The following is a 22,035-nucleotide window of genomic DNA, read 5'->3' on the forward strand; positions in this document are numbered from 1 at the left end:
ACCCGCTCGACCCGATCTCGACCCGAACTCAATCCGATGGACGACCGACTCTACGTCGGCGAGGATCGACCGCATGCGGAATTTCGTGGTGCTCGACGCCCCCTCCAACCTGGGCCTGCGCCCCCCTGCCCCCGGCACCGTGCCCGGCTGCTGCAAACTCGCCGGAGCCCTGCGCGAGCAGGGCATCGTGCAGCGGCTGGGTGCTCGTGAGGGCGGGGTCGTGGTCCCGCCGCGCTACGACCGCGGCGACTGGCAGGAGGGCGACGGCGTCTTCAACGCGGTGGCCCTCGCCGGGTACACCGTCAAGCTCGCCGACCGCGTCGAACGGCATGTCCGCGCCGGTGACTTCCCCGTCGTCCTCGGCGGCGACTGCTCCATCCAGCTCGGCGCGTCCCTCGCGCTGCGCCGCCTCGGTCGGTACGGGCTGGTCGCCGTCGACGCTTCGCCGGACTTCCGGCACCCGGGCAACTCCGACCGGATCGGCGCGGCCGGCGGTGAGGAGGTCGCCCTGGGCACCGGACGCGGCCAGCGGGACCTCACCGACCTGGAGGGCCTGCGGCCCTACCTGCGCGACGAGGATGTACGGTTCGTCGGGATCCGCGACTACTTCGAGGAGGACCGCGCCGAACTGGCCGCCCTGAAGATCCCCGCGGTCACCGTCGGCGAGCTGCGCGAGTGGGGCGCCGACACCGTCGCCCGGACCACCGCACAGAGCTTCGAGGCACCGCAACTCGACGGCTTCTGGGTGCACTTGGACGCCGATGTTCTCGACCCCTCCGTGATGCCCGCCGTCGACAGCCCCGACCCCGACGGGCTGCTGCCCGACGAACTCGTCGCGCTGCTCCGCCCGTTGCTCGCCTCCCCGCGGTGCGTCGGCTTCAACGTCACCATCTACGACCCCGACCTGGACCCCGACGGTACGGCCGGCGCCCTGCTCGCCGACGCCGTGGTCGCCGCCTTTGCGCCGTCCTGACCGGCGGCACCCCTGGACACCCCGCTGCCCCGCCGCGCACCGCTCGATGAGCGGCCCCGCATCGAGGGCCGGGACCGCGACGACATGCCCCGCGGCACGGCCCGGTGGATCGGTCCGGCGGATCGGCTACGCGCCGCTGCGCGGCATGCGGCCCGCCCGCTCGACTTCCGCGTGCGGCCGGTCACGACCGTGCGGCCGGCCACGACCTGAGCCGTGGCACGGTGCGCCGGGATGGGCTCGTCACGCCCGTGCCACCGGGTGATGCCGCGGGTGGGCACGTGATGCCGGGGGCGGGCGGGACTGGGGATGCCGCCGTCGGACCGTGCTCGGGTCAGCTTCGGTGGTCCACGTACTCGAACAGCGCCCCGTCCGGGTGCATCGCGAGCAGATTGCGGCCCGCCGGTGTGGCCACGGGGCCGGCCAGAACGTGCGCGCCGAGGTCCGTGAGCAGCCGGTGAGCCTCGTCCACATCCTTGACCGCGATGGTCGCGGTCACCTTGCGCAGCAGATCCAGCTCGTCCTTGGGGCCGCTCATCAGCAGAAAGGAGCCGACCGCGGCGACCCGCACACCACCGCGTTCGGACCGCACCGCCCTGCCGCCCGCCAGGCGTTCGTAGAAGGGGACCGCGGTATCGAGGTCGTCGACGCAGATGCGCAGTGAGGCGCCCAGAATCTCCATGCCCACGAGCCTAGTTGGGCCGCCGGGCCGAGGAGATCGCTTCCCCCGATCACTCACCGTACCCGGCCACGCCCTTCGCACGGGCGCCCGTCGGACAGCGCAAACGGCCCTCCGTACCACCCGGCACACCACGGTCACCGGCGCGCCGGTGCGGGACTCGCGGGTTTGAGCCGGGCGCGCAGGGGGACGCGGAGGGTTCCAAGCCGTCGTACCGCCGGAGGGCCATCGTGAGGCGACCCCGCATCGTGATCGTCGGAGCCGGCTTCGCCGGGTACCGCGCGGCCCGTGCCCTGTCCCGGCACGCCCGGGGGCGGGCCGAGATCACCCTGCTGAACGCGACCGACTACTTCCTGTACCTGCCCCTGCTGCCCCAGGTGGCCGCGGGCACCCTGGAGCCGCGTCGCGTCACCGTCTCGCTGGCCGGCACGCTGCGCGATGTGCGCCCGGTGCTCGGCGTCGCGGACCGCGTCGACCTCGACGGGCGGGCCGTGCACTACACCGACCCCGAGGGGCGGACGGGCACCCTCGGCTACGACCGGCTCGTGCTCGCCGTCGGCAGCGTCAACAAACTGCTGCCGGTACCCGGCGTGGCCGAGTACGCGCACGGCTTCCGCGGCCTGCCCGAGGCCCTCTACCTGCGCGATCATGTGACCCGGCAGCTGGAGCTGGCCGCCGCCGACGACGATCCGCGCGACGCCGCCGCGCGCTGCACCTTCGTCGTGGTCGGCGCTGGCTACACCGGCACCGAGGTGGCCGCGCACATGCAGCGGTCCACCGCCGAGGCGGCGCGCAGGCGGGTGCTGCCGGGCGGGGTGCGGCCGCGCTGGCTGCTGCTGGACATCGCCCCGCGCGTCCTGCCCGAGCTGGGCGAACACCTCTCGCGCACCGCCGACCGCGTGCTGCGACACCGGGGCGTCGAGGTCCGTATGGGCACCTCGGTGCAGGAGGCCACCCACGACGGGGTGCGGCTCAGCGACGGCGAGTTCGTCGCGACCCGCACGCTGGTGTGGTGCGTCGGCGTCCGGCCCGATCCGCTCGTCGAGGACATCGGCCGTCCACTGGAGCGTGGCCGGCTGATCGTCGACCCCTTTCTCCAAGTGCCCGGGCAGCCCGGGGTGTTCGCGTGCGGCGACGCGGCGGCGGTGCCTGACCTGGAGCACCCCGGCAGCCTGACGCCGATGACGGCCCAGCACGCCTGGCGGCAGGGCGCGGCCGTGGCGGTCAACGTGGCCGCCTCGCTCGGCGCCGGGGAGGGCCGCCCCTACCGCCATCGCGACCTGGGCTTCGTCGTGGACCTCGGCGGCGCCCGGGCCGCCGCCGACCCGCTCGGCATCCCGCTCTCCGGCCTCCTGGCCGGGGCCCTCACCCGCGGCTACCACCTGGCGGCGATGCCCGGCAACCGGGTCCGGGTCGCCGCCGACTGGCTGCTGGACACCGTACTGCCGCCCCAGGCCGTCCAGTTGGGGCTGGTGCGCTCCTGGTCGGTGCCGCTGGACACCGCATCCCCCGAACTGGCCCGGGTACCGGGCGGACCCGGAGCGCACACCGATGGCCAGCCCGCCCCCGGCCCCGTCCGGCGCACCGACATCCCCGCGGAAGGAGACCCATGAAAACCGACGAACTCAACGACCTCGCCCAGCAGTTGCGCGTGGACAGCGTGCGCGCCTCCGCCGCGGCCGAGTCCGGGCACCCCACCTCCTCGATGTCCGCCGCGGAGCTGATGGCGGTGCTGCTCGACCGTCATCTGCACTACGACTTCGAGCGCCCCGCCCACCCCGCCAACGACCGCTTCGTCCTCTCCAAGGGACACGCCTCGCCCCTGCTGTACGCCGCCTACAAGGCGGCCGGCGCCGTCGACGACGCCGAACTGATGACCTTCCGCTCGCTCGGCAGCCGACTGGAGGGCCACCCGACCCCGCGGCGGCTGCCCTGGGTGGAGACGGCCACCGGCTCGCTCGGCCAGGGACTGCCCGTCGGTGTCGGTATCGCGCTGGCCGGCAAGCGGCTCGACCGCACCGGCTACCGGGTCTGGGTGCTGTGCGGCGACAGCGAACTGGCCGAGGGCTCGATCTGGGAGGCCGCCGAACACGCGGCGTACGAGCACCTGGACAACCTCACACTGATCGTGGACGTCAACCGGCTCGGCCAGCGCGGCCCGACCCGGCACGGCCACGACCTCGACGCCTACGCCCGCCGGTTCCACGCCTTCGGCTGGCACACGGTGGAGGTCGACGGCCATGACGTCGCGGCCGTCGACCGCGCCTACACCGAGGCCGAGACCACCAGCGGACAACCCACCGTGATCCTCGCCCGCACCCTCAAGGGCAAGGGTGTCGCCTCCGTCCAGGACCGCGAGGGCCTGCACGGCAAGCCGCTGCCCGACCCGCAGGAGGCCATCGCCGAGCTGGGCGGCGCGCGCGAGCTGCGGGTACGGGTGCGGGAGCCGCGCGCCGCCCGGACCCTGCGCTCCGTGCCGACTCAGGCACTGGAGCTGCCCCGCTACGAGCGGGGGGACAAGGCGGCCACCCGGGACGCGTTCGGCAAGGCGCTCGCCGCGCTCGGCACCGCCCGCGGGGACATCGTCGCCCTCGACGGGGAGGTCGGCGACTCCACCCGTACCGAGTTCTTCGCCAAGGAGCACCACGACCGGTTCTTCGAGTGCTACATCGCCGAACAACAGCTGGTCGCCGCCGCGGTGGGCATGGCGGCGCGCGGCTGGGTGCCCTACGCCTCGACGTTCGCGGCCTTCTTCACGCGCGCGTTCGATTTCGTGCGCATGGCGTCGATCAGCGGCTCCGGCATCAACCTGGTCGGCTCGCACGCGGGCGTCTCGATCGGCCAGGACGGGCCTTCCCAGATGGGTCTGGAGGACCTGGCGATGTTCCGGAGCGTGTACGGCTCGACCGTGCTGTACCCGTGCGACGCCAACCAGACCGCGAAGCTCGTCGCCACCATGGCCGACCTGCACGGCGTCCGCTATCTGCGGACCACGCGCGGCGGCGGCCCGGTCCTCTACGGCCCGGACGAGGAGTTCCCGGTCGGCGGCAGCAAGGTGCTGCGCTCATCCGGCGAGGACCAGTTGACCGTGGTGGCCGCCGGGGTCACCGTGCCCGAGGCCCTGACCGCCGCCGATCTGCTGGCGGACGAGGGCGTTGCGGTCCGGGTCGTCGACCTGTACTCGGTCAAGCCCGTCGACCGGCACACCCTGCACCGGGCCGCCGAGGAGACCGGCTGTCTGCTCACGGTGGAGGACCACCACGAGGAGGGCGGCATCGGGGACGCCGTGCTCGACGCGTTCGTCGACGGCAGGACGGTGCCCCGGCTGGTCCGACTGGCGGTGCGGACGATGCCGGGGTCGGCCGCGCCCGACGAGCAACTGCACGCCGCCGGCATCGACGCCCAGACGATCGCGGCGGCAGGCCGACTGCTGGCGCAGGAGACGGCCGGGGGGTGAGCGCTGCGGACGGCCGGTGTGTGAGCCATGTGTCCGGGTCGGCGGCGAGGGCGGGCCGGGTCAGCCGGACATGAGGCACGCGTACGGGGCGGAGGGGCGGGGGCGGGCCAGGAACGCGTGGGGGCGGGCATCGGGCCCGGCCCCGTGGCGCCCCGACCGTGCCTGACGGGCCGCGCCCGTACGCCGGGGAACGCTGCGGGCAATCCCCGGTCAGGCGGGTCGGGCCTGCTTGCGGCACAGGATCTCGCCGTGCAGCACCGCGAACCAGCCGTCCTCGCGCGCTCCCCAGTCCCGCCATGCCTCGGCCACGGCGTGCAGTTGCGCGTCCGTCGCGTGACCGCCCTGGACGGCCCGCTCGGCGTACGACGAGGCGACGGTCCGCTCCGCCCACAGCCCGCTCCACCACGCCCGCTCCTGCGGCGTGGCGAACGTCCAGCCGGCGGACGTAGCCGTGATGTCCCGCAGCCCCGCGGCCAGCGCCCAGGACTTCAGGCGCCGCCCGGCGTCCGGTTCGCCGCCGTTGGCGCGGGCCACCCGGTGGTACAGGTCCAGCCAGTAGTCCAGGCCCGGCAGCGCCGGATACCAGGTCATCGTCGCGTAGTCCGAGTCGCGGACGGCGATGAACCCACCGGGCGCGGTGACCCGGTGCATCTCGCGCAGCGCCCGCACCGGGTCGCCGACGTGCTGGAGCACCTGGTGGGCGTGGACCACGCAGAACGTGTCGTCCGGGAAGTCCAGCGCGTGGACATCGGCCACCGTGAAGTCGATGTTGGCCAGACCGCGTTCGGCGGCCGTGGCCCGGGCCAGGTCCAGCACGTCCGGCGCCCGGTCGACACCGGTGACATGCCCCTCGGGGACCAGTGCCGCCAGGTCGGCGGTGATCGTCCCCGGACCGCAGCCGATGTCCAGGATCTTCATATGGGGCTTGATCGAACCGAGCAGATAGGCAGCGGAGTTGGCCGCGGTCCGCCAGGTGTGCGAACGCAGCACCGACTCGTGGTGCCCGTGGGTGTAGACGGCGGTCTCTCCTGGTTTCGGCATGGCTCTACCCCTTCGCGTCGTCGCTCCGCAGCGGCACACCGGTGTCCGCGACCCCGGTCTGCGGTACGCATCACCGTACGCGCGCCAACCGAATAATGAGATCCGCGTTTCATCATGCGGACGGCGACGCGGACGGTTTGGGCGACGCGGAGATGTGGAGGGTGCGGATGAGGCGGACGGGCGGGGCGATCGGCGGCAGCGCCCTGGGCGGCCAACGCCCGCGGGAGCTTCTCCACCGGGAGCGGGTCAGCGGCCTGGCGAGGGAGGCGGCGAACAGCAAAGGCCCGCTCGGTGGGTCGGCCCGGCCTCGGGGCGGTGAGGTCGACATCTGGGCTCCTGCGGGTGCGGGTACCCTGAACCGGTCGTTTCCCGCCCGCCGACGGGGCGATCGAGCGAGAGGAACCCCGCATGCGGCTGCTCCTGATCCGGCACGGCCAGACCCCCTCCAACATCGGGGGACTGCTCGACACCACCGTGCCGGGTCCGGGGCTCACCCCCCTCGGACAGCGGCAGGCCGCCGCCCTGCCCGAGGCGCTCGCCGACGAGGACATCGCGGCCGTCTACGCCTCCACCCTGGTCCGCGCCCAGCTGACGGCCGCCCCGCTGGCCGCCGCCCGTGGCCTCGACGTCCTGGTCCGGGACGGCATCCGCGAGCTGTCCGCCGGCGACCTGGAGATGCTCCCCGGCGACAGCGAACGGGGTCTTGAGTACATGACCACGGTGTTCGCCTGGGCGGGCGGCGACACCGAGCTGCGCATGCCCGGCGCGGAGACCGGCGCCGCGGCGCTGGCCCGGTTCGACGCGGTGGTCGCGGAAGCCGCCGCCGACGGCGCCGGAACCGTCGTCATGGTCAGCCACGGCGCGGCGATCCGCATCTGGACCGCGGCCCGCGCGCACAACGTCGACGTGCCCTTCGTCGCCGCCCACCCGCTGGAGAACACCGGCGTGGTGGTCCTGGAGGGCACACCGGCCGACGGCTGGAAGGCGCTGTCCTGGGAGGGCGCCCTGGTGCTGCCCGCCGGGGCGAGCGGCCCGACCGGCGAGCCGCGGCCGGTGCGCCCCGGAGCCGCCGGGCCGGACGACCCCGCCGACGCGGGACTGGTGCGCCCCGGGGCCGCCGGGCCGGACGACCCCGCCGACGCGGACTCCGCGGGATAAGGGTTTGCCGCAGGTCGGGGGCGCCCCGCAGAATGCCTCCCCATGGGACATCTGGAAGCCGCGCACCTCGAATACCACCTCCCCGACGGGAGGGCCCTGCTCGGCGACGTGTCCTTCCGGGTGGGCGAGGGCGCCGCCGTCGCCCTGGTCGGCCCCAACGGCGCGGGCAAGACCACCCTGCTCCGGCTGATCTCCGGCGAGCTGAAACCGCACGCGGGCACCGTCACGGTGACCGGCGGCCTCGGCGTGATGCGCCAGTTCGTGGGGTCCGTACGGGACGAGACGACCGTACGCGACCTGCTGGTGTCCGTCGCCCCGCCGCGCATCCGCGAGGCGGCGCGGGCCGTCGACGAGGCCGAGCACGCCCTCATGACCGTGGACGACGAGGCCGCCCAGCTCCGGTATGCGCAGGCCCTCGCCGACTGGGCGGAGGCGCGCGGCTACGAGGCCGAGACGCTGTGGGACATGTGCACCACGGCCGCCCTCGGCGTGCCCTACGAGCGCGCCCAGTGGCGGCAGGTGCGCACCCTCTCCGGCGGCGAGCAGAAGCGGCTCGTGCTGGAGGCGCTGCTGCGCGGCACCGACGAGGTGCTGCTGCTGGACGAGCCCGACAACTATCTCGACGTGCCCGGCAAGCGCTGGCTGGAGGAACGGCTGCGGGAGACCCGCAAGACGGTCCTGTTCGTCTCCCACGACCGTGAACTCCTCGCCCGCGCCGCCGAGAAGATCGTCTCCGTAGAGCCCGGTCCCGCGGGCGCCGACGCCTGGGTGCACGGCGGCGGCTTCGCCACCTACCACGAGGCCCGGCGCGAACGCTTCGCCCGCTTCGAGGAGTTGCGCAGGCGCTGGGACGAGAAGCACGCACAGCTGAAGAAACTGGTGCTGAACCTTCGTCAGGCGGCCAGCATCAGCCATGAGTTGGCCTCCCGCTACCAGGCCGCCCAGACCCGGCTGCGCAAGTTCGAGGAGGCCGGACCGCCGCCCGAGCCGCCGCGCGAGCAGGACATCCGGATGCGGCTGAAGGGCGGCCGCACCGGCGTACGGGCCGTGACCTGCGCGGGACTTGAGCTGACCGGCCTGATGAAACCCTTCGACCTGGAGGTCTTCTACGGCGAACGGGTCGCCGTCCTCGGCTCCAACGGATCCGGCAAGTCGCACTTCCTGCGCCTGCTCGCCGGCGACGAGGTGGCGCACACCGGGGCATGGAAGCTGGGCGCACGGGTCGTACCCGGCCACTTCGCGCAGACCCACGCGCACCCCGAGCTGGCCGGCCGCACCCTGCTAGACATCCTGTGGAAGGAACACTCCCAGGACCGGGGCGCCGCCATGTCCCGGCTGCGCCGCTACGAGCTGACGAACCAGGCCGAGCAGTCCTTCGACCGGCTCTCCGGCGGCCAGCAGGCCCGGTTCCAGATCCTTCTGCTGGAGCTGGCCGGTGCCACCGCGCTGCTGCTGGACGAGCCCACCGACAACCTCGACCTGGAGTCCGCCGAGGCGCTCCAGGAGGGCCTGGAGGCATTCGAGGGCAGCGTCCTGGCGGTGACCCACGACCGCTGGTTCGCCCGCACCTTCGACCGCTACCTGGTCTTCGGCAGCGACGGCCGGGTGCGCGAGACCCCGGAGCCGGTCTGGGACGAACGGCGGGTGGAACGCCCACGTTGAGGCTCCGCCGGATGGGCCGTGGGGCGCCGTTTGGCTTCTGGTGTCTTTCGTCTGCGGCGGCTTCGTGGCTGGTCGCTCCCCCAAGTTCTCGGCTTCGCTCGAACAGGGGGGACCCCCACCGCGGCGGAGCCGCATATCGATACAGCCCCGCGCCCCTTTGGGGGCGCTGGTCGGCCTGGCCTAGCGGCTCCGCTGGATGTTCGTACAGTGGACTCAGGAATGTGAGACACCGACGAGCGGGGCACACCATGACCGGAGTCGACCCGGACCGGCTGGACGACCAGCAGCTCATGAAGGAGCTGGAGACGATCCACCGCACGCGGCACGACACGCTGCTGTACGGATCGAACGACGCGCTGCGCGCCCACAACGAGCGCATGGCGCAACTCGAAGGGGAGTATCTGCGCCGCAACCCGCGTCGGCTCATCGCCTCGGGCCGCACCCGCGAGGGCGCGCGGGAGCGGGGCTGCGGGGGCACCGTGACCCCCGGCACCCCCGCCGGCTGAGCGGCGCGCGGAACCCGGCGGAGCCGCCTCGCGTACGGTGACGACCCGTCAGCGTCGTTCGACGGTCATCGCCTCGGCCAGCTCCTGGACGTTGGCGTAACGCGCCGACCGCGGCAGCCGTCGTACCGCCTGGATCAGGTCGTCGGGCGCGCGCCCGTGGCGCAGGACGTTCGACAGCTCGCCCGGACCGGCCGGGAACAGACCGCGCCCCAGGAGCCGGGCCAGCTCCAGCCGCACCGATTCCAGCGAGGTCCTGCCGCCGCTTCCCGGCGCCACCCGGCGGCGCCAGATCTCCGGGTCGTCCTCGGCGGCGGGCTCCGGGTCGTACCACTCCTCGGTGCGGGTCGGGTGCCCGGACCTGAGCAGGTCCTTCAGCTCGTGCTTCATCTCGTCGTCCCGGTGGACGCTGAGCCGGTCACTGCCTCGCTGCATGTCTCCCTCCAGATCTTCCAAGGGTGCGCACCGTGTACCCGGTGACGGGCGGCCGACACACGGTTTCGGCGGTGAACCGGCGCCGGGCGGCCGGATCACCCGGGCGGACGCTCGCTTCCCGCTAATGGGGTCCGGCCGCGCGCGGCGCGCGGCCCGGCGGGCTGTGATGGCTGCGGGGCACGACCACCGTGCTCCGCCCGCCGGGACACGGCCGCCGTGCTCCCGCAGCCGTCGCTTCCAAGGAGCCCGCTCATGCGCCGCACCGCCCGTGCCCTCGCCGTGGCCGCCCTGACCGGCTTGGCCGCGGGCACCGCCTCTGCCACGTCCGCGGCACTGGCCGCCGAGGCCGCCCCGGGTCCCGTCCGGCCCGACGGCACGATCACCGTGTCGGTGCCGTGCCCCGCCTCCAGCGGTGGGACCGCCCCGGACACTCCCGGCACCTCCGGCACCCCCGCCACTCCCGGCACCCGCGACAGCGCGCCCCTCACGACCGGCCTGCGCGCCGAAACCGATCCCGGCGCGGCCGGGCCGGATGCCCCGGGGGCGCCCGGCGCGGACTGCCCGGACGGGACCGGCACGCCGGAGCGGGCGCCGGGGACCGGGTCCGGCGTGCCCCGGGAGAGCGAGGTCCGCCCGCCCGACACCGGCGAGGCCACCGGCAGGGACGGGACCGGCACGGACGGGACCGCCGGCACCGGCACCGGCAGGGACGAGGCAGGCGTCCCCGACGCCGGAATCCCCGGCACGGACCCGCCCGTGCCGGGGATCCCCGGCACGGATCGGCCCGACGCGCGTGGCACGGACACGCCGTACACGGATCGGCCCGACGCGCGCGGGACGGACACGCCGTACACGGACCGGCCCGGCGCAGACCCGCCGTACAACGACACGCCCCACTCGGACGCGCCCGGCACGGACGGTCACGGCACGGACACCCACGGGGGCGGCACGCACGCCGTCGACCCTCCCGACGCGGGTTCGCACGACGCAGGTTCGTACGACGGCGGCACGCACGCGTGCGGGGCCGCCGAGCCGTGCGGTGACGGGCGCACCTGCACCGAACCGCGGGGCGGGTCCTCCTGCGACCCGGCCGACGCCGACTACGGCGTGAACGCGGGGGAAGGAGGTACGTTCAACGATTCCGTCCCGGCCCTGGTCGCCGGCGGGGTGCTGATCGCGGGTGCGTTCGGCGCCGCCGTGCACCGGCTGTGGCGCCGCAGGCACGACATGGACGACTGACGCCGGGTTCAACACCGACTCGACGACGGACGGAGAGGACGCAGAGGACGAAGCAGAGGCGACGAAGACGGGCGGGCGGAGGCGAACGGCGGGGCACGTGGGCGAGGAGGACGGACCGGACCGTATACGGACCCGACACGGCACCACGGACTGCGCGGAGGCGGAGATGCGGCGGACGGACCCCGAGGGCCACGGCCCCGTCCGGTACGGGCCGACCCTGCCCGGCGACGGGCTGCCCGTCCTGCCCGCGCTCGCCGACGTGCTCGCCGCCCAGGCCCGCCACGCCGGGGCCGAGCCGGTCGGCGGCACCGCCGGGCTTCTCGACGCGGCCGGCGGCTACTGGGCGCGGCGCGGCCTGCCGGCCGGCCGTGACCGCGTCGCCGCCGCCCCCGGGGCGCCGTCCCTGCTGCTCGCGCTGACCGCCGTGCTCGGCGGCGACGTGCTGGTGCCGCGGCCCTGCGCCGCCTGGTGGGCGCCGTACGCGCGCCTGCTGGGCCGGCCCGCGTTCCATGTGGCGACGCCGGCCGAGTGCGGCGGCGTCCCGGACTCGGCCGCGCTGCTGGAGACGGTCCGCCGGGTCCGCGCCGAGGGCGGGGACCCGCGGCTGCTCGTGCTCTCCGTCGCCGACGACCCGACCGCCACCGTCGCCCCGCCCGAACTGGTGCATGAAACGGTCGAGGCGGCACAGGGCGAGGGGCTGCACCTGATCAGCGACGAGACCTGGCGGGACACGCTGCACGCCCCGCGCGAGACCGTGCTGCTCAGCCCGGCCGAGATGCTGCCGGACCGGGTCACCGTCGTCACCGACCTCGCGGGCGCCCTGCTGCCGCCGGGCTGGCCCGCCGCCGTCGCCCGCTTCCCGGAGGGCCCGGCGGGGCAAGCGCTGCACGCGCGCGTGCTCGACGTGCTGACCGCGCTGGGCGCCACCGTCGCCGGCCCGGTCGCGGCCGCCGCCGCATACGCGCTCGACGAGCCCGAGCCGGTCGCCGTACGCCGTGACACCGCCGTGCGCCTGCACGCGCGCGTGGCCGCGGCCGCGCACGCCGCCGTGGTCGCGGCGGGCGCCGTGGCCCGCCCGCCGCAGGCCGGACGCCACCTGTATGTCGACCTCGGCCCGCTGCGCCCCGCGCTGGGCGCGCACGGCGTCGGCGACGCACAGGAGTTGGAGGACTTCCTCACCGCCCGGCTCGGCATGCCCGCGCCCGGCGGCCACCGGTTCGGCGACGACCTCGGGGCGCTGCGGGTACGGCTGTCCACCGGGCCGCTGCTGGACGGCACGGACGAGGAACGCGCGGAATGCCTCACGTCCCCCGAGCCATGGGAACTGCCACACGTGCAACGCGCGTTGATCTCCTTGAGGTCGGTCTTCGACGATCTCCGCGACGACGCTCAGCGATGGGAGCCTCCTCGATGACGCAGCAGACGCCGCACTCCGGGTCAGCCGCCACGACCACGACGACCAGGAAAGCCGGCGCCTCCGCCCCGGCCGCCTCCGCCCCGGCCGCCTTCGCGCCCCCGTGCCCGCCGCTCGCCGGACCCCGTCCGCTGCGCGAACGCCGGTTCTGGCCACGCACCTTCCACGACCGGCTCACCGCGCCCCTGCCCGGCCTCAAAGCCCTCGCCCGCTTCGCCCGCGAGGGCTCGTACGGCCCGCGCCCGAGGGCCTGACGGACATCTCGCGGCTGCCCTGCGAACCGGGCCCGCTGCCCCGCGTCGACACCCGCACGGTCGCCATCAGCTGGGCCGGGCACGCCAGTTGGGTGGTCCGGATCGGCGGCCTGACCGTCCTCACCGACCCCGTGTGGTCCCGCCGCATCCTCGGCACCCCGGCCCGCATCACCCCGGTGGGCCTCGCCTGGAACGCGCTGCCGCGGGTCGACGCCGTGGTGATCAGTCACAACCACTACGACCACCTGGACGCCCCGACGCTGCGCCGACTCCCGCGCGATACCCCGGTGTTCGTGCCCGCGGGGCTCGGTGGCTGGTTCCGGCGCCGCCGGTTCACCACCGTGACCGAGCTGGACTGGTGGGAGGCGGCGGAACTGTCCGGTGTCCGCTTCGACTTCGTGCCCGCCCACCACTGGTCCAAGCGCAGCCTGACCGACACCTGCCGCACCCTGTGGGGCGGTTGGGTGCTCACCGACCCGGACGGACAGCGGATCTACTTCGCGGGCGACACCGGCTACGGCCACTGGTTCTCCCGGATCGGCCGCCGCTACCCGGGCATCGACCTCGCCCTGCTGCCCATCGGCGCCTATGACCCGCGCTGGTGGCTCAGCGATGTGCACTGCGACCCGGAGGAGGCGGTGCGCGCCGCCCGGGACCTGGGCGCCCGCCGCATGGCCCCCATGCACTGGGGCACGTTCGTCCTCTCCGCCGAGCCCGTCCTCGAACCGCTCACCCGGGTACGCGCGGAGTGGCAGCGGGCGGGCCTGGACCGCGAGGACCTGTGGGACCTGCCGGTGGGCGGCTCCCGGGTGCTCGTCTGAGTGCCCCGCCGGACGGGCCACGCCGTGCCGTGCCCCCAGGACGGGCCGCGCCGGACGGACCGCGCCGTGTCGTCGTCGTCCGCGACGGCCTCATGGCCGGCGGCCGCCCCCAGGCTCTCGGCCGCGTCCCTGGCCGGGGAGATCCCGACCGCGGCGGAGTCGTACGCCGATACGGCCCCGGCTTGCGTCCCTGTGTGCGTGGGGTGGGGGCGGTCGGACCGCCGCAGACCTCGCGGACCTCGGTGTCGGCCCGTCGGCTCAGACGGGGCCGCGGGTGTCCGCCTGGGAGCGGGTCGTCCCGCGCACCCGGCGCCACACGTTCGGCGTCGCGCCGATCGCCACGGTCAACGCGACCGCCGCGACCACACCCTCCCAGGGCTCGCTGAACAGCGAACCGCCGACGATGCCGATCAGTTGATACGTCACCGCCCAGGCCAGACAGGCCGGCGCATTGCCGCGGGCGAAGCGGCGCAGCGGCCACTTCGCCAGCAGACAGGCCAGCATCACCGGTATGCGGCCCGCCGGGACCAGCCGGGACAGCACGAGCACCGTCACCCCGTGGCCGGCCAGCTTGTCCTGCGCCTGGGCCAGCCGGTCCTCGGGGGCCCGCGCCCGGATCGCCTCCAGCCAGCGCGAGCCGTTCTTCGAACCCATTCCGCGCCGCCCCAGCCAGTACAACGCCACGTCCCCCAGGAACGCGGCCAGCGACGCCGTCACCAGCACCAGTGCCGGCGCGAACGGCGCCGTCTGGTGGAAGGCCACCACGGCCGCCGAACTCACCAGCGCCCCGGTCGGCACCACCGGCACCAGCGCACCGATCAGCACCAGCAGGAACAGCGTCGGATAACCGATCGCCTGCTGGGTGGACTCCGGCGGCGCGTTCGTCGTCGCGGCGGCGAGCCAGTTCACCTCGCGACCTCCAGCCGTACGCCCTCCCCGTGCCGGAGCCTGTGCACCGCCACGCCCGGCGCGGCCGCGGCGGCGAGGCGCACGAACTCGTCGCCCGGCGCATGGAACTCATGGGGGCGCACGGCATCCATGCCGATGGGCCAGTACGTCCCGTAGTGCACCGGCACCGCGCTGCGCGGCGCGAGAGCGGCGAGCGCCCGCGCGGCCCGCCCGGCGTCCAGATGCCCCTCGCCGAGGTACGGTCCCCAGCCGCCCACCGGCAGCAGGGCCACGTCCACCGGTCCGACCTCCTCGGCCATCGAGTCGAACAGGCCGGTGTCCCCGGCGAAGTAGGTGCGGGCCTCGCCCTCGACGACATATCCGAGCGCGGGGGAGCGGCGCGGGCCGACCGGCAGCCGGCGGCCGTCGTGCCGCGCGGGCACCGCGCGCACGACGAGGTCGCCGACCGCGATCTCGTCACCGGGCGCCAGTTCGGTGACCCGCAGCCCGCCGAGCCGGCGCAGTCCGGGAACCGCGCGTGGCGCGCCGCGGGGCACGAGCAGGTGCGTGCCCGGGGCGAGCCGGGACAGCGAGGGGAGGTGCAGATGGTCGGCGTGCAGATGCGAGACGAGCACCACGTCCGCGCGGTGGGCGTCCGGCGGCGGCAGCGCGCCCCGGCGCCGCCGCAGGTGCGCGAGCCGCCGCGCGAACAGGGGATCGGTGAGCACACGCATGCCCGAATCCTCGATCGTGCAGGTGGCGTGACCCCACCAGGTGACCTCCACCGGCACCTTCTTCGCCTCCTTCGCGCGACTCCCCGAAGCCTACGGGCAGGAGTAGGGTCGGCGGGGAAACCCGGAGGTGAGGGGGGCTCCATGGGACCGGTTCGGGTCACGGCGATCGCGAGTCTGACGCCGCTGGAGGAACTGGAGGACGATCCCTTCCTCGTGGACTCCCGCAGCCAGCACGCGATGTGCGCGCGCTGGGCCGCTGAGCACGGTTACGTCGTCGCCCGGGAACTGCTGGTGTGCGGGCTCAGGCCCGACCACGACGTGCTGTGGGACGGGGTGCGGCCCGGGGTGGACCTGTTCGTGGCGCCGAGCCGCCGGGTGCTGGAGAGCGCGCTGTCCTCGGTCGAGCAGTTCACCGCGGAGTGCGCGCGGCGCGAGGTGCGGGTCGAGACCGTGGGCCGGGCGGAACCGCGGTACGACGCGCAGATGAAGGCCCGGGTGCACCGAAGGCTGTCCATGCCCACCGCCGGGTACGACGGACGGTAGCCGCCCCGTCGCGCCGGACCCGGCCGCACGCCGTCCGGCCGGGCCGTGTGACAAGGTGGGGCGGACAGGCCCGCGCCGGCGGCGGGCCGGGACGTGAGGTGTACGGGGAGTGCGTGGCGGGCAGTGGCGGCGAATAGCCAGTCAGGTCGGGCGGAGCGTCACGGTGTGGGCGGTCTCCACGCTCACCATGCTGGTGCTCGCCGGGATCCTGCCCGACTTCCAGCTCCAGTCCGCCGACGGCGACAGCGCCACCCGCATCGCCGTCACCGCCGCGCTCGGCGCGGGCGCCTTCGGCGTGCTGTCGGCGGTCGTCTGGCCCGCCCTCGTCCGACTGCTGCTGCTCGTGCCCGCGCTCGTGCTCGGGCTGCTCGTCTTCTTCCTCAACGGTTCGCTCCTGCTGGTCGCGCTGCGCATCAACCCGACCGGCCGGGGCGCGGTGGCCCCCGAGACCGCCGTCATCGTGGCCGCCGTGATGTCCGCCGTCGCCTCCGCCACCGGAGCCGCGCTGGCCGTCCGGGACGACGACGCCTACCGCCGCCGCCTCTACCGGCTCGCCGACCGCCGCCGCCGCTCCCGGCCGCCGTGCGCGGCCTCCCCCGGCACCGTCTTCATCCAGTTCGACGGCGTCGGCCACGACGTGCTGACGGAGGCCGTGGGCGACGGGCTGATGCCGACCGTGGGCCGCTGGCTGGGCGCGGGCGACGGGCAGGCCCCCACGCACCGGCTCACCCCCTGGCGCACCGACTGGTCCAGCCAGACCGGCGCCAGCCAACTCGGCATCCTGCACGGCAGCACCTTCGACGTCCCGGCCTTCCGCTGGTACGAGAAGGACCGGCGCGAGGTGATGGTCTGCAACCGGCCGACCAGCGCCGCCGAACTCCAGCGCCGGGCCGTCGCACGCACCGTTGACCGCGGACTGCTCGGCGTGGACGGCGCGAGCCGCGGCAACCTGTTCAGCGGCGGCGCCGGCGAACAGGCCCTGGTGCTGTCCATCGCGGCCCGCCGCCGCGGCCGCGAGAACCGCTCCCGGGCCGGCTACTTCGCCTACTTCTCCGACCCGGCCAACGCCGTGCGCACCGCCCTGTCCTTCTGCGCGGAGGCCGGCCGCGAGATCGTCCAGTCCAGCCGGGCCCGGATCCGCGGGCAGCGGCCACGCGTGGGGCGCGGCGGCCTCTACCCGTTCGTGCGTGCCTTCGCCACCGTGGTCGAGCGGGACGTCGTGGTCGCCGCGGTGGTGGGCGACATGCTCGTCGGCCGCACCGCCGTCTACGCCGACCTGGTCGCCTACGACGAGGTGGCCCACCACTCCGGGCCGCACAGCCAGGACGCCGCGAAGGTGCTGCACCGCCTGGACCGCTCGCTCGCGCTGATCGAGAAGGTCGCCGAGCACGCCCCGCGCACCTACCGGATCGTCGTCCTGTCCGACCACGGTCAGAGCCCCGGCGAGACCTTCCGCGCCCGCTACGGCCTCACCCTCGGCGATCTGGTCCGGGCCGGGTGCGGGCTGCACGTGCCCCGCCATGCCGAACGTACCCACAGTGGCGCGGAGGCGCGCGCGGCCGTGCGCGCGGCCCTGCGCCGCCCGGTCGAGGAGGGCGGCGAGCGGCACCGGCCCGCGCGGCGCCGCTTCGAGCCGATCGTGCTCGCCTCCGGCAATCTCGGCCTGGTCTCCTTCCCGGACGTGCCGCACCGCATGACCAAGGAGGAGATCGACGCCCGTCACCCCGCTCTGCTCGGCACGCTCGCCAACCACCCGGGCATCGGCTTCCTGCTGGTGCGCAGCGCGGAGCACGGCGGGGTGGTCCTCGGCGCGTACGGCGCGGAGATCCCGCTGGACCGGCTCGACGAGGAGCCGGGCCCGCTGGCCCGGTTCGGGCCCGGCGCCGCCGACGCCGTGCGCCGCACCCACTCCTTTCCGCACACCGCCGACATCATGGTCAACTCCGCGTACGATCCGGCCGACGGCGAAGTCCTCGCCTTCGAGGAGCAGATCGGCTCGCACGGCGGGCTCGGCGGCGCCCAGGCCCGGCCGTTCCTGCTGTCGCCCGTCGCGCTGTCCGCGCCGGCCGACGACGGACGCCCCCTGGTCGGCGCCGAACACCTCCACCAGGTGCTGCGCCGCTGGCTGGAGGAGTCCAACGGCCCCCAGGTGCCCCTCCCGGCGACGGAGCCCGACCGGCGGGTGGCCTGAACACCGGCGGTGTGCCGGGACGTTCGTCCGCGCCCGCGCCCGCGTCCGCACCCTGCGCACGACCCGTACGACCCGCGTGACCGGGCGCCAAACGATGCGCGGGTCGGCTCGCGCCACGTGATCCATCCGGCCGACGCCTCCGGTCGCGACCGTCCGGCTCGCGGACGGCGCGAAGCCGGTGAGCACGGGGGCGGCGCGCCCTGGGCGGATGTGCGGACCCTGCCCGGGGGTCGGCGGCGGAGCGACGGGCGCGTGTCCACGCTGCCCGCGGGCCTTCGCCTCGGCGGCGTGCCCGCCGCCGAGGCGGCGGCCACCCTGCCCCCGCCGCTTGGCGGCCGGTGCCGTGGGAGCGCAGACCGTTGGCGGCGGCCGGCCGCACCGCCCGCGTCTGCCCGGCGGTGGTCTTCGGCGGGACGGCGCGCGGGGCGGGGTCGGTGACGACGTCGACCGGAGTGGGTCGGTCATGGGCGAAGGCAGCGCGCAGTGCGCAATGCGCGGCGTGGCTCGGCGGGGTTGGGGTGCTCGGCGGGGTTGGGGTCTTCGAGGTGCGCCGAGCGCGGATGTGATCGGATGGGTCCGGAACTCTCCCCCGGCCCACGCCGGGAAGGGGGCGCCCGTCACCGGGACCACACGTGAAAGGAACAATCGTGGCTACCACGCGCACCGCACACACTGTCTGGGAAGGCAACCTGCTGGAGGGCAATGGCGTCGTCACCTTCGACTCCTCCGGCATCGGCGAGCAGCCGGTGTCGTGGCCGTCGCGCGCCGAGCAGGCGAACGGCAAGACCAGCCCGGAGGAGCTGATCGCCGCCGCCCACTCCAGCTGCTTCTCCATGGCCCTGTCGCACGGCCTGACCGGCGCCGGCACCCCGCCCACCAAGCTGGTCACCTCGGCCGATGTGACCTTCCAGCCGGGTGAGGGCATCACCGGGATCCACCTGACCGTCGAGGGCACGGTCCCCGGGCTCGACAACGACGCCTTCGTCGCAGCCGCCGAGGGCGCCAAGAAGAACTGCCCCGTCAGCCAGGCCCTGGCCGGCACGACCATCACGCTGTCGGCGAAGCTGGCCTGACCCGCCGCGCTCCACGGTGCCGCGTCCCTCTGCCGGGGCGCGGCACCGCCCGTTTCCGGGGTACCCGGCATTGACAACGGCCCACTCAGGTTTTGTGCTGGATTCGGGGCACGCCCGGGCGGAAGGGGACGGAGATGGCACGCGCGGTCGGAATCGATCTCGGTACGACGAACTCGGTGGTGGCCGTTCTGGAAGGCGGTGAGCCCACCGTCATGGCCAACGCCGAGGGCGCGAGGACCACACCGTCGGTCGTGGCCTTCGCCAAGAACGGCGAGGTGCTGGTCGGCGAGGTCGCCAAACGGCAGGCCGTGACGAACATCGAGCGCACCGCGCGCTCCGTGAAGCGGCACATGGGCGACGCGGCCTGGCGTTTCCCGGACAGCGGCTCCGTCGACGGCACCCGCTACCGGGCCCAGGAGCTGTCGGCGCGGGTGCTCCAGAAACTGAAGCGGGACGCCGAGGCATATCTCGGCGAGGACGTCACGGACGCGGTGATCACCGTACCGGCGTACTTCGACGACGCGCAGCGGCAGGCGACCAAGGAGGCCGGGGAGATCGCCGGCCTGAAGGTGCTGCGGATCATCAACGAGCCGACGGCCGCCGCCCTCGCCTACGGCCTCGATCGCGGCGAGGAGCAGACCGTCCTCGTCTTCGACCTCGGCGGCGGCACCTTCGACGTCTCCCTCCTGGAGATCGGCGACGGCGTCATCGAGGTGAAGGCCACCAACGGGGATACCCACCTCGGCGGCGACGACTGGGACCAGCGGATCGTCGAATTCCTGGTCAAGAAGTTCAAGGGGCAGAACGGCATCGACCTCGCCGCCGACAAGATGGCGCTGCAACGGCTGCGCGAGGGCGCCGAGAAGGCCAAGATCGAGCTGTCGTCCTCCTCCGAGACCAGCATCAACCTGCCCTACATCACGGCGTCCGCCGCGGGCCCGCTGCACCTGGAGGAGAAGCTGACCCGCGCCCAGTTCCAGGAACTCACCGCCGATCTGCTCGACCGCTGCAAGACCCCCTTCCACCAGGCCGTCAAGGACGCCGGGGTGAAGCTCTCCGCCATCGACCACGTCATCCTGGTCGGCGGCTCCACCCGGATGCCCGCCGTCACCGACCTGGTCAGGCAACTCACCGGCAAGGACCCGCACAAGGGCGTCAACCCCGACGAGGTGGTGGCGGTCGGCGCCACCTTGCAGGCCGGGGTGATCCGCGGCGACGTCAAGGACGTGCTGCTGCTCGATGTGACCCCGCTGTCCCTGGGCATCGAGACCAAGGGCGGCATCATGACGAAGCTCATCGAACGCAACACGACCATTCCGACGCGCCGTTCGGAGATCTTCACCACGGCCGACGACAACCAGCCCTCGGTGGGCATCCAGGTCTACCAGGGCGAGCGGGAGATCGCCGCGTACAACAAGAAGCTGGGCGTCTTCGATCTGACCGGACTGCCGCCCGCCCCGCGCGGAGTGCCGCAGATCGAGGTGGCCTTCGACATCGACGCCAACGGCATCATGCATGTGTCGGCGAAGGACCTGGCCACCGGACGCGAGCAGAAGATGACCGTGACAGGCGGTTCCGCCCTCCCCAAGGACGACATCGACCGGATGATGCGGGAGGCCGAGCAGTACGCGGAGGAGGACCGCAGGCGCCGCGAGGCCGCGGAGACCCGTAACCAGGCCGAACAGCTCGTCTACCAGACGGAGAAGTTCATCCGGGACAACGAGGACCGGGTGCCCGCCGACACCAGGGCCGAGGTCGGGACGGCGACGGCGGAGCTGAAGGCCCTGCTGGAACAGAACGCCGACACGGCCGCCCTGCGCATCGGAGTGGAGAAGCTGGCCTCGGTCAGCCAGCGCATGGGCCAGACGATGTACGCGCAGGCCGGGCAACAGCCCCGCACACAGAGCACGGGACCCACTGCCCCGGCGGACGAGGAGGACGTGGTCGACGCGGAGATCGTCGACGAGGAACGGGACGCCAAGGGTGGTGCCGCCTAGCTCCCCAAAAAAGCCGGCTGCGGTGGACGGCGTACGGCCGGATCGGCTCAGAGGTTCTCGCGGTACTCCCGCAGGATCTTCTCGGTGCGCTGGCCGGACGCGGCGTGTGCCGTCATATGGTCGAGGACCTCCAGGTGCAGCGAGACCTCTTTGCGGGAGTCCAGGTAGAGGGCTCCGGTCAGGTACTCGGTGAACACCATGTCGGGCAGTTCGGGCTCGGCGAACCGGAACAGCGTGAAGGGCGCGTACGTCCCCGGGTGCGGGCCGGCCGCGAACTCGGCAAGCTGGAGCGTGACCCGGTCCCGGGCGGAGTACTCCAGCAGTTTGTCCAGCTGCTCGCGCATCACCTCGGCGCGCCCCACCGGCCGCCGCAGCACCGTCTCGTCCATGATCACCCACAGGTGGGGAGGGTTGTCCCGCTCCAGCAACTGCTGCCGGGCCATGCGCAGCGAGACATGGCGCTCGATGGTGTCCGGCCCGGTCGGGCCGAGGGTCCCGGCCGTCAGCACGGCGTGCGCGTACTCCTCGGTCTGCAGCAGGCCGGGTACGAAGTGCGGTTCGTAGGAGCGGATGATCTGGGCGGCGCCCTCCAGGGAGACATACATGCTGAACCAGTCCGGCAGCACGTCGTGGAACCGCTGCCACCAGCCCGGCCGGTTGGCCTCCTCGGCGAGCTGGACGAACGCGGCGGCCTCCTGCTCGGGCACGCCGTACGTGGTGAGGAGCATCTGCACATAGGGGATCTTCAGGGCGACCTCGGCCGTCTCCATCCGCCGCACGGTCGCCGGTGCCACCCGTAGCACCCTGGCGGCCTGCTCCCGACTCAGCCCGGCCGCCTCCCGCAGTTCCTGGAGCCGCTTGCCGAGCACCACCTGGCCCACGGTGGGCGCGGGCCGCCGCTCGCTCACCCCACGTCCTCCCCTGTGCGCCGATGTCTGCGAGCAGTGTGTCACGCGATGCCGTTCCGCACACGGGT

Annotated in this window: 18 protein-coding genes and 1 pseudogene; 13 read left to right on the top strand and 6 right to left on the bottom strand. The window is 74.1% G+C overall.

Features of this window, described 5'->3' with window-relative positions:
- The first annotated feature begins 73 nt into the window (after positions 1 to 73).
- A complete protein-coding gene (locus ACWEKM_RS05145) occupies positions 74 to 973 on the top strand; it encodes an arginase family protein (protein WP_451619772.1) in 900 nt (299 codons plus the stop codon).
- Positions 974 to 1,304: 331 nt separating this feature from the next.
- On the opposite strand, the gene ACWEKM_RS05150 is transcribed toward ACWEKM_RS05145, so the two are convergent.
- Entirely contained in the window at positions 1,305 to 1,652 is a 348-nt protein-coding gene (locus tag ACWEKM_RS05150) for a VOC family protein (RefSeq protein WP_451619773.1), read from the bottom strand.
- Positions 1,653 to 1,879: 227 nt separating this feature from the next.
- On the opposite strand from ACWEKM_RS05150, the gene ACWEKM_RS05155 reads away from it, so the two are divergent.
- Positions 1,880 to 3,262, top strand: coding sequence for an NAD(P)/FAD-dependent oxidoreductase (locus ACWEKM_RS05155; RefSeq protein WP_451619774.1), 1,383 nt, complete (start codon positions 1,880 to 1,882; stop codon positions 3,260 to 3,262).
- Positions 3,259 to 5,106, top strand: a complete 1,848-nt coding sequence (locus ACWEKM_RS05160; RefSeq protein WP_451619775.1) for a transketolase — start codon at positions 3,259 to 3,261, stop codon at positions 5,104 to 5,106. Before ACWEKM_RS05155 ends, ACWEKM_RS05160 begins: the two co-directional genes overlap by 4 nt.
- Before the next feature lie 210 nt (positions 5,107 to 5,316).
- Here the strand turns inward: ACWEKM_RS05160 and ACWEKM_RS05165 are convergent, their stop codons facing one another.
- Positions 5,317 to 6,147, bottom strand: a complete 831-nt coding sequence (locus ACWEKM_RS05165; protein ID WP_451619776.1) for a methyltransferase domain-containing protein — start codon at positions 6,145 to 6,147, stop codon at positions 5,317 to 5,319.
- A gap of 408 nt (positions 6,148 to 6,555) precedes the next feature.
- Here ACWEKM_RS05165 and ACWEKM_RS05170 point away from each other — a divergent pair, with 408 nt between their 5' ends.
- The 3 genes from ACWEKM_RS05170 (at position 6,556) to ACWEKM_RS05180 (ending at position 9,473) form a co-directional block, all read left to right on the top strand.
- Complete coding sequence (locus ACWEKM_RS05170) at positions 6,556 to 7,305, top strand: histidine phosphatase family protein (RefSeq protein WP_451619777.1); 750 nt, start codon at positions 6,556 to 6,558, stop codon at positions 7,303 to 7,305.
- A gap of 42 nt (positions 7,306 to 7,347) precedes the next feature.
- On the top strand, positions 7,348 to 8,967 hold the full coding sequence (locus tag ACWEKM_RS05175) for an ABC-F family ATP-binding cassette domain-containing protein (RefSeq protein WP_451619778.1): 1,620 nt from the start codon (positions 7,348 to 7,350) through the stop codon (positions 8,965 to 8,967).
- A gap of 248 nt (positions 8,968 to 9,215) precedes the next feature.
- Positions 9,216 to 9,473, top strand: a complete 258-nt coding sequence (locus ACWEKM_RS05180) for a DUF6158 family protein (RefSeq protein ID WP_451619779.1) — start codon at positions 9,216 to 9,218, stop codon at positions 9,471 to 9,473.
- A gap of 48 nt (positions 9,474 to 9,521) precedes the next feature.
- Here the strand turns inward: ACWEKM_RS05180 and ACWEKM_RS05185 are convergent, their stop codons facing one another.
- The gene (locus ACWEKM_RS05185; protein WP_451619780.1) at positions 9,522 to 9,905 is read right to left on the bottom strand and encodes a DUF2795 domain-containing protein; all 384 of its coding nucleotides are present in this window, start codon (positions 9,903 to 9,905) and stop codon (positions 9,522 to 9,524) included.
- A gap of 252 nt (positions 9,906 to 10,157) precedes the next feature.
- On the opposite strand from ACWEKM_RS05185, the gene ACWEKM_RS05190 reads away from it, so the two are divergent.
- The 3 genes and pseudogenes from ACWEKM_RS05190 (at position 10,158) to ACWEKM_RS05200 (ending at position 13,633) form a co-directional block, all read left to right on the top strand.
- The gene (locus ACWEKM_RS05190) at positions 10,158 to 11,144 is read left to right on the top strand and encodes a hypothetical protein (protein WP_451619781.1); all 987 of its coding nucleotides are present in this window, start codon (positions 10,158 to 10,160) and stop codon (positions 11,142 to 11,144) included.
- A 166-nt stretch (positions 11,145 to 11,310) separates the two neighbouring features.
- On the top strand, positions 11,311 to 12,558 hold the full coding sequence (locus ACWEKM_RS05195) for an aminotransferase class I/II-fold pyridoxal phosphate-dependent enzyme (RefSeq protein ID WP_451619782.1): 1,248 nt from the start codon (positions 11,311 to 11,313) through the stop codon (positions 12,556 to 12,558).
- Positions 12,555 to 13,633, top strand: a pseudogene (locus ACWEKM_RS05200) (MBL fold metallo-hydrolase). Before ACWEKM_RS05195 ends, ACWEKM_RS05200 begins: the two are co-directional and overlap by 4 nt.
- 258 nt (positions 13,634 to 13,891) lie before the next feature.
- On the opposite strand, the gene ACWEKM_RS05205 reads toward ACWEKM_RS05200, so the two are convergent.
- A complete protein-coding gene (locus ACWEKM_RS05205; protein WP_451619783.1) occupies positions 13,892 to 14,542 on the bottom strand; it encodes a DedA family protein in 651 nt (216 codons plus the stop codon).
- Positions 14,539 to 15,312 (bottom strand): MBL fold metallo-hydrolase, encoded by a 774-nt coding sequence (locus ACWEKM_RS05210; protein ID WP_451619784.1) that lies wholly within the window; start codon positions 15,310 to 15,312, stop codon positions 14,539 to 14,541. Before ACWEKM_RS05210 ends, ACWEKM_RS05205 begins: the two co-directional genes overlap by 4 nt.
- 84 nt (positions 15,313 to 15,396) lie before the next feature.
- Here ACWEKM_RS05210 and ACWEKM_RS05215 point away from each other — a divergent pair, with 84 nt between their 5' ends.
- From ACWEKM_RS05215 to dnaK, 4 genes are all read left to right on the top strand, one after another.
- A complete protein-coding gene (locus ACWEKM_RS05215) occupies positions 15,397 to 15,798 on the top strand; it encodes a hypothetical protein (RefSeq protein ID WP_451619785.1) in 402 nt (133 codons plus the stop codon).
- Between the two features lie 109 nt (positions 15,799 to 15,907).
- The gene (locus ACWEKM_RS05220) at positions 15,908 to 17,989 is read left to right on the top strand and encodes a phage holin family protein (RefSeq protein ID WP_451619786.1); all 2,082 of its coding nucleotides are present in this window, start codon (positions 15,908 to 15,910) and stop codon (positions 17,987 to 17,989) included.
- Between the two features lie 647 nt (positions 17,990 to 18,636).
- The gene (locus tag ACWEKM_RS05225; protein ID WP_451619787.1) at positions 18,637 to 19,062 is read left to right on the top strand and encodes an OsmC family protein; all 426 of its coding nucleotides are present in this window, start codon (positions 18,637 to 18,639) and stop codon (positions 19,060 to 19,062) included.
- A gap of 134 nt (positions 19,063 to 19,196) precedes the next feature.
- On the top strand, positions 19,197 to 21,059 hold the full coding sequence (dnaK, locus tag ACWEKM_RS05230) for a molecular chaperone DnaK (RefSeq protein WP_451619788.1): 1,863 nt from the start codon (positions 19,197 to 19,199) through the stop codon (positions 21,057 to 21,059).
- Between the two features lie 47 nt (positions 21,060 to 21,106).
- On the opposite strand, the gene ACWEKM_RS05235 is transcribed toward dnaK, so the two are convergent.
- A complete protein-coding gene (locus tag ACWEKM_RS05235) occupies positions 21,107 to 21,967 on the bottom strand; it encodes a helix-turn-helix domain-containing protein (RefSeq protein ID WP_451619789.1) in 861 nt (286 codons plus the stop codon).
- Between the last annotated feature and the right edge of the window lie 68 nt (positions 21,968 to 22,035).

It is taken from the genome of Streptomyces sp. NPDC004752 (genome assembly GCF_053601275.1).